This window comes from uncultured Dokdonia sp., assembly GCF_937910895.1.
In the GTDB taxonomy this organism is placed as follows: domain Bacteria; phylum Bacteroidota; class Bacteroidia; order Flavobacteriales; family Flavobacteriaceae; genus Dokdonia.
On sequence record NZ_CALEMI010000161.1, the window covers coordinates 141090 to 154531 of the forward strand.

The following is a 13442-nucleotide window of genomic DNA, read 5'->3' on the forward strand; positions in this document are numbered from 1 at the left end:
TCTTTATTGGTTAGTTTCTTGTTCTATTCTATAATGGGTACATTAAATGTTACAAATGTTGGATCCCCTATTTCATTATTACCTGTAAAAAAACTTAGATTCAACTGCCCTGCTTCTTCTGGTGTTATTACCAAAGGTGCTGTTCTTACATCATTTTCTAAGTCAGAACAAGTTGTTCTTCCTTGAACTACTTTTGTAATAATGGCAATCTCTCTTACATCGCCATCATTTACGATATCAAATCCATTGAATCCGTGACACGTAGAAGGTCTTTTGTAGGTTACTTGTATAGTATCTGTTTTACCTACTACAAAAAAATCTGGTACGTTACTCACTATATCTACTGGCGTAACTTCAAAAAAGAAGAAAGGCGCATCATCTGTACTACATCCTACAAGGAGTAGGAGAATTATGGAGGCTATGCTTATATTTTTCATATATAATGGGGGATATTATATACTGTAGATACGTAAATCTTTAAAAGGTTGCGTCTGCTCATAAAAAAACCTCCTAAATTTAGGAGGTTTTTGTTTCTTTATTCGTTTGCTAATTTAATGGCTTCGTGAATCTTAGTTTCTAGTTCTTCCATCAGATCAGGATTATCTAGTAATAATGCTTTTACAGCATCTCTACCTTGACCCAGTTTTGTGTCTTGATAACTAAACCAAGAACCACTCTTCTTTATAATCTCATAGTTGACACCTATATCTATAATTTCTCCTACCTTAGAAATTCCTTCACCATACATGATGTCAAACTCTGCCATTCTAAATGGTGGTGCTACTTTATTTTTAACAACTTTGACACGTGTCTTATTACCCATAACATTGGAGTTGCTATCTTTAATTTGGGTAGAGCGTCTGATGTCAAGACGGACAGAAGCATAAAATTTCAAAGCATTTCCTCCTGTAGTGGTCTCTGGGTTACCAAACATAACTCCAATTTTCTCACGTAATTGATTAATAAATATGACGGTACAATTCGTTTTACTTATTGACCCTGTAAGTTTGCGTAATGCTTGTGACATCAATCGAGCGTGTAATCCCATTTTAGAATCTCCCATCTCTCCTTCGATCTCACTCTTAGGTGTTAATGCCGCTACAGAGTCAATCACAATAATATCTATCGCACCAGAGCGTATTAGATTATCTGTAATTTCTAATGCCTGCTCTCCATTATCAGGTTGTGATATAATAAGATTCTCTATATCTACATTTAGTTTTTCTGCATAAAAACGATCAAAGGCATGCTCTGCGTCTATAAATGCAGCGATTCCTCCTGCTTTTTGAGCCTCGGCAATAGCGTGTAACGTTAATGTTGTTTTTCCTGAAGATTCAGGACCATATATTTCAATAACACGTCCGCGTGGATACCCACCTACACCTAAAGCGACATCTAAACCTAAAGAACCTGTAGGAATGGACTCTACCTCAACGACAGCCTGATCTCCCATCTTCATAACAGCTCCTTTACCGTACGTCTTATCAAGTTTGTCTAGTGTAAGTTGTAATGCCTTTAATTTTGCGTCTTTTTCACTGCTCATTTTCTTCTCTTTTTGAATTCTAAAAATTGGTAAGTAAAAGTAGGGTTTCTATTTGAAGATGGCAAGGTACGCTTTCGCGAAAGCGTAATACTTTTTAACAAAAAAAAGAATCCTCAAAAAAATACGCAACCCTTTCCTTTTTTATAAGTCTACTTCATGAGAAGTAATATAAACAATGAGATTACAACAAATAAAAAATAATGAAATCCAACTAAACGCAAAGCGTTATTTGATGCTGACGCATTGCCGAAAGTTGGAGGGCGGCTAGTGAAAATCCTATTTCTGTGCTTGTAACACAAATAGAAATAAAGTCTAACAAAATGAATTAGCCGTTCAAAAAAATGCCCGCAGGATCGACCTCCGGGCATTTTTTGTGGAGTCAATCTTTAATTTTTTAAAATCCTCTATCTTTGCAAAAAATTAATTCTTTTAACCTTAAAAAGTATAGCATGCAACTGTACAACAAATTAAGTGCAAAAGAGAGAGCAGCCCTTATTGATGAGGCTGGAGACGAGCGTTTCACACTCTCTTTTTATCAATACGCACATATAGGTAATCCTGAACTTTTTAGAAATCATTTGTTTATCGCGTGGGACAATATGGATGTCTTAGGTCGTATATACGTCGCCAAAGAAGGTATTAATGCACAACTATCTGTGCCTGCAACAAATTTTAATGCATTCAAATCTTTCTTGGACGGAATTTCTTTTTTAATAAATGTGCGTCTTAATATTGCTATAGAACAGGATAACAAATCCTTTCTTAAACTCAAGGTAAAAGTGCGTGACAAAATTGTAGCAGACGGTCTTAATGATGCTACTTTTGATGTAACAAATAAAGGTGTTCACGTAGATGCAAAAACCTTTAACTCTTTGATAGAAGACCAAGACACTGTACTGGTGGATATGCGTAATCATTACGAAAGTGAGATTGGTCATTTTAAAAATGCTGTGACACCAGATGTAGATACTTTTAGAGATTCTTTGGATATCATAGAGGATGATCTAAAAGATCACAAGGAAGACAAAAAGCTTGTCATGTATTGTACAGGTGGTATACGTTGTGAAAAAGCAAGCGCCTACTTTAAGCATAAAGGATTTAAAAATGTATTTCAGCTTGAGGGAGGTATTATAGAATATGCTCGTCAAATTGAACAACAAAATCTTGAAAATAAATTTAAGGGCAAAAACTTTGTGTTTGATCACAGAAGGGGAGAACGCATCTCTGAAGATATCATCTCAAATTGTCATCAATGTGGGAATCCTTGTGACACCCATGTAAATTGTGCCAATGAAGCTTGTCATCTTTTATTTATTCAATGCGACTCTTGCAAGACACAAATGGAAAGTTGTTGTTCTCAAGAATGTGTTGAGGTTATACAACTTCCTTATGAAGAGCAAAAAAAGCTACGAAGTGGGAAAGGAAATAGCAATAAGATATTCAAAAAAGGGCGTTCAGAAAAACTGAAGTTTCAAAACAAAGTATAATTCACTCCCTTTTTTATTAGTGAAATGCTGTTTTATAAAGTCTGAAAGACGCATAAAAATAGTGAGTTGAACTAATCCCGCTGAAAGCGGGATCTATGGCTTATCCCAATTTTAGACTGGGTCTAATACCTAGAATCTTGGGTCGATTTTTAGTATCCATAGCTTACTCTGGGTTTTAATATCTTTTACTTTTTAAGCACTCTTAGCGTCGTTTGTGCATCAGAATCTAATGCTTGTGCAGTCACAAAGTAAATACCTGTTCTTAAATTTGAAAGATTCATTTCTATACTAATACTGCTCAGATCAAGATATTCAAGAACTGTTCTACCTAGTGCATCTCTTACAATAATTTGCTTTAGAGGTACGGGTGCTCCTATGTTTACGATACCATTTGTTGGGTTTGGAAATAATCTGACCTCATCAAATATTTCGTCCTCTACAGAAAGTTGTCCTACATTAAATGTATGAGTATTGCTTTCTCCATTATAAGTTACAATATAGGTCCATTCCCCTACTTGATCATTTATAGTTCTTTGTTGTCCCCACCAAGAAGCTACAAAATCATCATTAAAATTTGTATTCCAACTTGAATAAAGAGTGCCACTAGGATCATATATCTGGTTTAATGAAGAGGTTCCAGTAACTTGATCCTTATAATACCCTATAAACCATATCGTATCTCCAGGGTCAAATTGTGTGCTTTCAAATGTTTCTTCAATATCAGGGCAAGTTCCAAAATCAGGAAGATTTGTGTGTGTAAGTGCTGCGTTTACTCCAGAATTAAGGTATTCTTTTTGATCTGCCCACCAACTTGTATCGTTCAAATCATTACAAGGACCCGCATAAGGATCTATAAGGTTATTATTTTCATCATATACTTCAAAATGTAAATGAGGTCCTGTAGAGTTCCCAGAACTAGCAACAATCCCTAAATACTCTCCTTGTGCTACGGTATCTCCTACATTTTTTGATGTGAGACTCCCCGCTTTCATATGACCGTACCAAGCGACACTCCCATCAGAATGTTCTACAAAAACAGCATTCCACTGTTGACCATTTCCACCAGCAGTACAATTTCTATCAAAGCTCCCATCATTTTTATAAACAATTTGACCCGCTGCTGCCGCTATAATTTCTGTTTGTCCTTCAATCATTTGTTTCCAAGAAAAAGGCCAAAGAAAAATATCAACTCCTTGATGGTTATATCCGCTAGATGTATCATACGTTCGTGTACCACAATTCCAGTCTTGTAATCCCCCTGTAGTCTCGTCATGATCAAAATACACAGAAATACCCCAAGTACTCGTATAATCAAAACCATCGGCTTGCTGAACAGGCCAAATAAAAGAAGTTTGTTGCTCTGAGGAATTACTTTGATTATTTTGATATAGTCGCAATCCTTGTTGCGTGAGTTGCTCTAGATTATCTGATACTGCAGCATGATATATTTCATACTCTTCTGCTGAAACACAATGAATCCCTTCTGGATTAAAAACTTTTTCTCCACCAGCGACTTGCGCTGTACTTACTCCAAGTACGAGAAGTGTAAGACACAAAAAGGATACATGTAGAATTAGTTTCATAAGGTGAACTTTAAGTCTTAAATTTGTTCGATAACTTTTTCTAATGCTAAATGAATATATAAAGAACCTTAATAAATTGGTATCTTTAAACTTTTAGCGTAACTATCAAATCTAAATAATAATAACGAGTAAAGCATATAAATATATCAATTAAATATTGATTTTTAAGTGTTTTTCCTTAAGATATATGTACTATGGCGTGTGGAAATTGTGGAACAGGAGCCGACGGGCAACCTAAAGGTTGTAAAAATAATGGCACCTGTGGTACCGATGGATGTAATAAACTTACTGTCTTTGACTGGCTTTCAAATATGGCCATTCCAGAAGGACAGCAAACATTTAATTACATTGAAGTTCGTTTTAAAAACGGCCGTAAAGACTACTATAAAAATACTGAAAACCTATCATTAAGTATAGGAGATATTGTTGCCACACAGGCAGCATCAGGACACGATATAGGTATGGTAACACTTACTGGTGAATTAGTTCGTGTTCAAATGAAACGTAAAAAAATTAAAGAGGACACCGAAGAAACGCTTAAATTATATCGTAAAGCTACTCAAAAAGATATAGACATTTGGACAAAAGCCAGAGATCGTGAAGAACCTATGAAGGTAAAGGCACGTCAAATCGCCATACGTCTAGATCTGCAAATGAAAATATCTGATATTGAGTTTCAAGGAGACGCATCCAAAGCTACCTTTTATTACACCGCAGAAGATCGTGTAGATTTTAGACAACTGATCAAAGAGTTTGCTCAAGAATTTAGAACACGTATTGAGATGAAACAAATTGGACTTCGTCAGGAGGCGGCTCGATTAGGAGGGATTGGATCGTGTGGTCGTGAATTATGTTGTTCTACTTGGCTCACTGATTTTAGATCGGTAACCACAGGAGCTGCTCGTTATCAGCAATTATCTCTTAATCCCCAAAAATTAGCAGGTCAATGTGGAAAACTTAAATGCTGCCTTAACTATGAGCTAGATGCATATCTAGATGCTCTAAAAGAATTTCCTAAAACAGACGTTAAGTTATTTACAGAAAAAGGAACTGCAGTATGCCAAAAAATAGATATTTTTCAAGGATTTCTTTGGTACGCGTATGAAGGAGAATGGATGAACTGGCATAAGCTAGCAGCAGCGCAAGCCAATGAAATTATAAAATTAAACAAAGCAAAAGATCCTGTTGCAAGTCTAGAAGAATTTGCATCAGAATTAATAGAAGATACTAAAATTGATTTTGGAAACGTTGTAGGACAAGATAGTCTTACCCGTTTTGACAAACCAAAAACGCCAACCAAGCGCCGAAATAATCGCACCCGAAATAAAAAAAGTGTACCCGCTACAACAACCGATAAAAAGCCACCACAAAAGAAGACAGATTCAAAAAACCCAGCGCAAAAATCGACTCAAAGACCTGCTCAGAAACAAAACACAAATACTAAACGCCCTAATAACAGGCGTAATAGATCAAAAAATAAACCTAATAACAATGCGTAAAGCAGCGATACTTTTACTGCTTATCATTACCACAATATCCTGTGATACCAATCGCGTATATGATCGTTATCAAACGATACAGAATGGGTGGAATATACAGGAACCGGTCCAATTTGAAATTTCTGACGTAGATAGTATAACACCCTACAACGTATTTATTAAAGTACGTAATACCAATGACTATAAATACAGTAATTTATTTTTGATTACAAGAATGAATTTTCCCAATGGCAAGCAAATTACAGACACCCTTGAGTATGTCATGGCAACGCCAGAAGGAGCTTGGCTAGGAACTGGATTTAATGATATAAAAGAAAATAAATTATGGTATAAAGAAGGCGTACGCTTTCGCGAAAGCGGAACCTACCAATTCTCCATAGAGCATGCCGTTCGTAAAAACGGAAATATCACTGGAGACGAACGCTTAGAAGGAATTACAGAAGTAGGATTGCGTATAGAACGCCCTCAAAATCAAGAATAATGGCAAAGAAGCAAATTAAAAAAAAGCAAGCGACCACGACTACTCAAAATAATTTTACAAAATTCATTAAATGGTTTTGGGCATTATTTGCTGGAGGAATTTTAGCCATGGTATTGTTGTTCTTACTCGCTAGCTGGAATGTATTTGGTAAACTTCCCACTTTTGAAGAATTAGAAAATCCTGAAAGTAATCTAGCCACCAAAATAATTTCTGCAGATGGACAACAATTGGGAACCTATTATAATGAAAATCGTACCCCTATTAAATATGAAGATTTACCTCAACATCTTGTAGATGCCTTAGTCGCTACAGAAGATGAGCGTTATTATGAGCATTCAGGTATCGATTTTAGAGGAACGGCAAGAGCGATCGCCTATCTAGGGCAAAATGGAGGAGCTAGTACCGTAACACAACAATTGTCTAAGCTTTTGTTTTCTGACCCTCCAGAATCTACGATTGAGCGTCTCATTCAAAAAGCAAAGGAATATGTAATTGCCACACGTTTAGAGCGTCAATATACTAAAGAAGAAATCATCACAATGTACCTCAATAAGTTTGACTTCTTGTTTAATGCTATTGGAATAAGCTCTGCATCTCGTATTTATTTTAATAAAAATGTAAGCGACTTATCTCTAGAAGAATCTGCCGTTTTTGTTGCCATGCTTAAAAATCCTAGACAGTTTAATCCACACCGAGAAATTTCTAGAGAAAAATCTAAGAGACGCCGTAATCAAGTGTTTAAGCAGATGGAAATAAATAACTTTATTACCACTGACGAAAAAGATTCATTACAGGGATTACCTATGATTGTTAGATATACTCCTGAAGGACATAGAGATGGGATAGCAACCTATTTTAGAGAGAATCTTAAAAAATTCTTAGCAAAGTGGATTGAAGAAAACCCTAAAGGAATAGACGCAGATGGAAATCCAGAATACTATAATATCTATAGAGATGGCTTAACTATTACCACCACCATAGATTCTAGAATGCAACGTATGGCAGAAGACGCTGTGCAAAAGCACATGCCTAGATTACAAGCCGAGTTTGACAAACAGAATTTAAAGAATAAGACGGCTCCTTTTAGAGATATTGATGAAAACGAAGTAGCAGTTATCTTTAATAATGCTATGAAAAGCTCTGAAAGATGGCGTAAAATGAAAGCTGCTGGAAAAAGTGAGAGCGAGATACGCAAGTCTTTTGATATAAAAACAGAGATGAGTGTTTTCTCTTGGCAAGGCGATATAGACACCACGATGACGCCTCGGGACTCAATACGTTATTATAAAAAATTCTTACGTACGGGAATGATGTCTATGGTACCACAAACAGGAGAAGTTCGCGCTTGGGTAGGTGGTATTGATATGGCTCATTTTCAATATGATCATGTTCAGACAGGAAAACGTCAAGTAGGATCTACCTTTAAGCCTTTTTTATATGCTACTGCAGTAGACCAATTACATATTTCGCCTTGCGATACACTCCCTAATACTCTATTTAGTATTGCCGCAGGAAGACACGGAAATACGAAAGATTGGGAACCTAAAAATTCTGATGGCAACTACGGTGGTATGATGACCATGAAAGATGCTTTAGCAGGATCTGTTAACACTATTTCTGCCAGATTAATGAATGAAGTAGGGCCTCAACCTGTCATTGATCTTGTAGAAAAATTGGGAGTAGATGTCCGTAATATCCCTCCAGTACCCTCTATTGCATTAGGAACGGCAGATTTAAGTCTTTATGAGATGGTCTCTGCGTACAGTGCTTTTGCAAATCAAGGTGTGTATATAAAACCACAAATTATAAGTACCATACAAGATAAAAACGGAACTATTCTTTATCAGCATGTACCAAATCCCAAAGATGTATTAAGTGAAGAAGCTGCGTATGTTACCTTAAAACTTATGGAGGGTGTCACGCAATCTGGATCAGGACGTAGATTACGCTCTGGAAAATCCAACCGTGCTGATTATAAAGAAGTCGTCACTGGACATCCTTATGAGTTTACTAATCCTATTGCAGGAAAAACAGGTACTACTCAAAACCAAAGTGATGGTTGGTTTATGGGAATTGTTCCTAATTTAGTGACTGGTGTCTGGGTAGGTGGTGATGATAGAGCAACACACTTTAGGACAACCCGATATGGACAAGGCGCCACCATGGCGCTTCCTATATGGGGGTTATACATGAAAGATGTGTATAGTAATAAAGACCTTGATATCTCTGATGGCAGTTTTGTAAAACCAAAAGATCTTTCCATTGAAGTAGACTGTGAAAAATATAAATCACAAAATCCCAGCAACGATGAATTTGACGAATTAGATTTTTAATTATTTCGTTTAAAACTATATTTCTGACCCTATCAAATTTGATGGGGTTTTTTATGCTTTCGCGAAAGCGTACTCCCCTCTAATTTTTGTATTTTTAGTACAAATTAAATAACGATGATCACAAAGAAAGTTAACGGTGTTCAAGAAGCCTTACAAGGAGTAAAAAGTGGCATGACAATGATGCTTGGAGGTTTTGGACTTAGTGGTATTCCTGAAAATGCTATCGCAGAACTCGTACGCCTTAATGTAAATGAACTTACCTGTATCTCTAACAACGCAGGCGTAGACGATTTTGGTCTAGGTTTGTTATTACAAAAGCATCAAATAAAAAAAATGGTGTCTTCTTATGTGGGAGAAAATGCAGAGTTTGAAAGACAAATGCTCAGTGGAGAGTTGGACGTAGAGCTGATTCCTCAAGGGACACTTGCAGAACGTTGCAGAGCGGCCCAAGGAGGATTTCCTGCCTTTTATACGCCTGCTGGCTACGGTACCGAAGTTGCAGAGGGAAAAGAAACTCGAGAGTTTCACGGTAAAATGTACGTTTTAGAATATGCCTTTGATGCCGATTTTGCGTTTATAAAAGCATGGAAAGGAGACGCTGCTGGAAACCTTATTTTTAAAGGAACAGCTCGTAATTTTAATCCAAATATGTGTGGCGCTGCCAAAATAACCGTTGCAGAAGTAGAAGAACTTGTACCTGTAGGAACATTAGATCCTAATCAAATACATATCCCTGGCATCTTTGTGCAACGTATTTTTCAAGGAGAGAACTATGAAAAGCGTATCGAACAAAGAACTGTGAGGCAGAAACCCTAATCGCATAAAAACTTATTACATCATAAATTGATTATACCGTTAACTCATTGTATACATGGCACTAGATAAAAATCAAATCGCACAACGCATTGCTCAAGAAGTAAAAAATGGATATTACGTAAACTTAGGTATAGGAATTCCAACATTGGTAGCAAATTATGTGCGCAATGATATAGAAGTAGAGTTCCAAAGTGAGAATGGCGTCTTAGGTATGGGACCTTTTCCGTATGAAGGAGAAGAAGATGCAGATATTATCAATGCAGGAAAACAAACCATTACCACCCTACCTGGTGCTAGTTTTTTTGATAGTGCAACTAGCTTTAGCATGATACGTGGCAAACACGTAGATCTTACCATACTAGGCGCTATGGAAGTAGCCGATAATGGTGATATTGCCAACTGGAAAATACCTGGAAAAATGGTAAAAGGAATGGGGGGTGCTATGGATCTAGTAGCAAGTGCAGAAAACATTATTGTTGCTATGATGCATACCAATAAAGCTGGGGAATCAAAATTATTGTCTACGTGTAGCTTACCACTTACAGGGGTGGGTTGTGTAAAAAAGATTGTTACTAACCTTGCTGTTTTAGAAGTAACACCAGACGGATTTTTGCTTTTAGAAAGAGCTCCTGAAGTTTCTATAGAAACCATTAAAAACGCAACCGAAGGAAAACTAATAATCCCAGATCATGTGCCAGAAATGAACCTATAGTTTATGACTATTTACGATCTTCAAAAAAAAACCGCATCAGTATACATATACAGAAGATCGCGATTATGAAACAATTCCTGATCGATTCTTACGTAATAACACCAAGGCTCTTGACTATTTACATAAAACCAATGCACTTACTATTACTTATGAAGATGATGGTGTCTTGGAAACTATATACATTATAGATGTGCTCATTGCAGATACTCAAAATGATATCAAGCTTATCTATTCTGAAGGTAAGAATTTTTATGATCCTATAGATAATACTATAGGTTTTTACAATACGCATGGTTTTGTCTTTAGAAAAAATCAAAAAAAAAGTGGCTCATAAATAATAAAGGATATAATTCTCCTATGGCAGTACTTGCCCATGAATTAATACACTGCTACAATGAGCTGTATGAAACAGATGACTACCTTAAACGCAAAAGAGATCAGTCTTCAAGAGGCGAAAAACTAGACTACATGGGCGTGATCTTTCTTTTCCTAATAAAGAAGAAGAGTTTGCGATTAAAATGACAAATCAAGTTGCCAAACAACTTCAAGAAAACAAGCGCTCTAATTATGGTCGATCTTATTATAAAGTTGCAGATGTATGTGATGTACGAAAACACGTAGAAAACAAAAAAGGAAAAATTTCTCAGATATTTAAATAATAATACTTCCATAAAAACAGGAATCTATAAAAGAGGTTTTTCCTTTTTATTGCATTTTGACGATTAAAAACTCAATAAAATCGATGAAATACACAAAATTTTAACTTTTTCAAAAAAAATTTAAGATTAAAGTTTGCATAAGTAAAAAATAATATTACTTTAGCACTCCCCAAATGCAATAATTGAAACCGATAAAGTGTACGGAAAATCAGTTGAAATGATTAACTAAACTTTATTAAATCTTATAGCTTTAAAACTCATACGAGTGTTTAATGTTATGATTTGTTAGAAATCCGCGGGGGGAGCCCTGCGGATTTTGTTTTTTATCCCTAAATAAACCTACCATGCAAAAAAAGTCCTCTCTACAACCTATCAAATCATTTTTTGAAAGTATGAAAGATGCTTTCACCTTTATGGGTAATTGTTTATACCTAGCTAGAAAAGTGTTTTTGTTTATGATTTAAGCTCCTTTAGGAATCGCTTCTATTAAATTCTGAGTGTATTCTTTCTTAGGATTATTATAAATACGATCTGCCTCGTCTATCTCTTCTATTTTACCTTTATTCATCACCACAAGCTGATCTGCCATATATTTAACCACCGCAAGATCATGTGAAATGAAAATATACGTAAACTTAAAATCTTGTTTAAGTTCGTTTAATAAATTCAATACTTGTGCTTGCACAGAGATGTCTAATGCACTTACAGATTCATCACATATAATTAACTTAGGTTGTACCGCAATGGTACGAGCAATTCCTATGCGCTGTCGTTGCCCGCCACTAAACTCGTGGGGGTACCTATTAAAGTGAGAGCTCTCCAAGCCTACACGGTGTAAGATTTCTATTGCTTTCTCTTTTCGTTGCTCTTTTGTAGAAAATAATTTGTGTACTTCCATAGGTTCTATAATCGCTTGTCCTACGGTAAGTCTTGGGTTTAAAGAAGCATAAGGGTCTTGAAAGATAATTTGTATCTCTCTACGCAAAGCTCTTAATGCTCTCCCTTTTAGTTTTGTAATATCAGTCCCTCTATAAAGGATACTTCCAGCGGATGCTCTGTCAAGCTGTAAGATAACATTTCCTAATGTTGATTTTCCACACCCTGATTCTCCTACAAGCCCTAATGTCTCTCCTTCATATAGTGAGAAAGAAACATCCTGTACAGCTTTAACAACTCTTGAAGCACTAAACAATCCTGCTTTTGAAATATAGGTTTTCTCAACATTACGCACCTCTAAAATAGGCTCTGTTTCATACAACTCCTTCAATCTTCTAGCGCGGTCTTCAGGAATTTCTATATCTGTTTGTAGTGTATTGGTCAGATAATCTTTGATGGTAGGAAGTTTAAGCAATCTATTTTCAAGAGAAGGTCTGGCATTTAACAACGCTTTTGTATACGTATGCTCTGGGGTTTTAAAAAGAATCTCTGCAGAAGCTTCCTCAACAATAGCTCCTTTATACATAACAAGTACCCTGTCTGCAATTTCTTTTACAAGTGCTAAATCATGAGATATAAAAATAATACTCATCCCTGTTTCTTGCTGAATATCCTTAAGTAGTTGTATAATTTCTTTCTGTACGGTAACATCCAGTGCGGTAGTGGGCTCATCGGCGATGAGAATCTCTGGATCGCAAGCAATAGCCATCGCTATCATAACACGTTGCATTTGTCCCCCACTTATTTGATGAGGATACACGTCAAACAATTCCTTTGGATTGGGTAATTTTACTTTTTCAAATAGTGACAACGTCTTCGCTTTCGCTTCTTTCTGAGTCAAAGATGTGTGTTGTTTTAAGATCTCAATAACTTGATACCCGCAGGTAAGAGATGGATTTAAAGAACTCATAGGCTCTTGAAAAATCATAGAGATTACACGTCCACGTATGTCTCTGTAAGCTCTTTCAGAGAATGAAAGTAACTCCTTGTCTCTAAAACGAACATCTCCTTTAACCATTGCTTTTTTATCTAGCAATCCCAATAGAGCAAGTGTTGTAATTGATTTTCCAGATCCAGATTCACCAACAATAGCAAGAATCTCATTTTTATAAAGATCAAAAGAGATGTGATGTATGACTTCTTCAATCTTTTCATTTTGAGGAAATGAAATCGATAGATTTCTAACAGAAAGTAATGCGTCTTGCTTCATGTTTTTCAAAATTACACATTAATTTGTGGTATTTCATCAATAAAATTTACGAATCCTTTTTAAGTAAAGTACCCCAGAACAAGCCCATGAGACATTTCTAAGGAACAAACCATTTGATTTAAAGATAAGCCTCAGAGCATTTAAATCTCGATTATCAAATAAAGAAAGATCTTTAACTTTAAA

At 35.9% G+C, this 13442-nt stretch carries 12 protein-coding genes; 8 read left to right on the forward strand and 4 right to left on the reverse strand.

The genetic code is table 11. The annotated features are described in order from the left end of the window. Window positions 1-23: 23 nt before the first annotated feature. Together Q0505_RS20600 and recA are read right to left on the reverse strand one after the other, a co-directional pair. On the reverse strand, window positions 24-437 hold the full coding sequence (locus Q0505_RS20600) for a hypothetical protein (protein WP_299217329.1): 414 nt from the start codon (window positions 435-437) through the stop codon (window positions 24-26). A 98-nt stretch (window positions 438-535) separates the two neighbouring features. Beyond that, entirely contained in the window at window positions 536-1543 is a 1008-nt protein-coding gene (gene recA / locus Q0505_RS20605; RefSeq protein ID WP_299217331.1) for a recombinase RecA, read from the reverse strand. 449 nt (window positions 1544-1992) lie between these two features. On the opposite strand from recA, the gene Q0505_RS20610 reads away from it, so the two are divergent. Next, the gene (locus tag Q0505_RS20610; RefSeq protein WP_299217334.1) at window positions 1993-3030 is read left to right on the forward strand and encodes a rhodanese-related sulfurtransferase; all 1038 of its coding nucleotides are present in this window, start codon (window positions 1993-1995) and stop codon (window positions 3028-3030) included. A 185-nt stretch (window positions 3031-3215) separates the two neighbouring features. Here Q0505_RS20610 and Q0505_RS20615 read toward each other — a convergent pair whose 3' ends face one another. Continuing rightward, entirely contained in the window at window positions 3216-4613 is a 1398-nt protein-coding gene (locus tag Q0505_RS20615; protein ID WP_299217337.1) for a peptidoglycan DD-metalloendopeptidase family protein, read from the reverse strand. Between the two features lie 194 nt (window positions 4614-4807). Between Q0505_RS20615 and ricT the strand changes: the two genes are divergently transcribed. The 7 genes from ricT (at window position 4808) to Q0505_RS20650 (ending at window position 11113) form a co-directional block, all read left to right on the forward strand. Next, complete coding sequence (gene ricT, locus Q0505_RS20620; RefSeq protein ID WP_299217340.1) at window positions 4808-6112, forward strand: regulatory iron-sulfur-containing complex subunit RicT; 1305 nt, start codon at window positions 4808-4810, stop codon at window positions 6110-6112. Continuing rightward, entirely contained in the window at window positions 6105-6593 is a 489-nt protein-coding gene (locus Q0505_RS20625) for a gliding motility lipoprotein GldH (RefSeq protein WP_299217343.1), read from the forward strand. The genes ricT and Q0505_RS20625 overlap by 8 nt, the downstream gene beginning before the upstream one ends. Continuing rightward, window positions 6593-8926: a transglycosylase domain-containing protein gene (locus Q0505_RS20630; RefSeq protein ID WP_299217347.1), complete on the forward strand. Its 2334-nt coding sequence runs from the start codon at window positions 6593-6595 to the stop codon at window positions 8924-8926. Before Q0505_RS20625 ends, Q0505_RS20630 begins: the two co-directional genes overlap by 1 nt. Before the next feature lie 114 nt (window positions 8927-9040). Next, window positions 9041-9742, forward strand: a complete 702-nt coding sequence (locus Q0505_RS20635; RefSeq protein WP_299217350.1) for a CoA transferase subunit A — start codon at window positions 9041-9043, stop codon at window positions 9740-9742. A 55-nt stretch (window positions 9743-9797) separates the two neighbouring features. Further along, a complete protein-coding gene (locus tag Q0505_RS20640) occupies window positions 9798-10454 on the forward strand; it encodes a CoA transferase subunit B (protein ID WP_299217353.1) in 657 nt (218 codons plus the stop codon). 166 nt (window positions 10455-10620) lie between these two features. Beyond that, a complete protein-coding gene (locus Q0505_RS20645; RefSeq protein ID WP_299217356.1) occupies window positions 10621-10788 on the forward strand; it encodes a hypothetical protein in 168 nt (55 codons plus the stop codon). Between the two features lie 184 nt (window positions 10789-10972). After that, window positions 10973-11113 carry a hypothetical protein gene (locus Q0505_RS20650; protein WP_299217359.1) on the forward strand — a complete coding sequence of 47 codons (141 nt, stop codon included), beginning with the start codon at window positions 10973-10975 and terminating at the stop codon, window positions 11111-11113. A gap of 460 nt (window positions 11114-11573) precedes the next feature. On the opposite strand, the gene Q0505_RS20655 is transcribed toward Q0505_RS20650, so the two are convergent. Then, on the reverse strand, window positions 11574-13259 hold the full coding sequence (locus tag Q0505_RS20655) for an ABC transporter ATP-binding protein (protein ID WP_299217362.1): 1686 nt from the start codon (window positions 13257-13259) through the stop codon (window positions 11574-11576). Window positions 13260-13442: the final 183 nt, after the last annotated feature.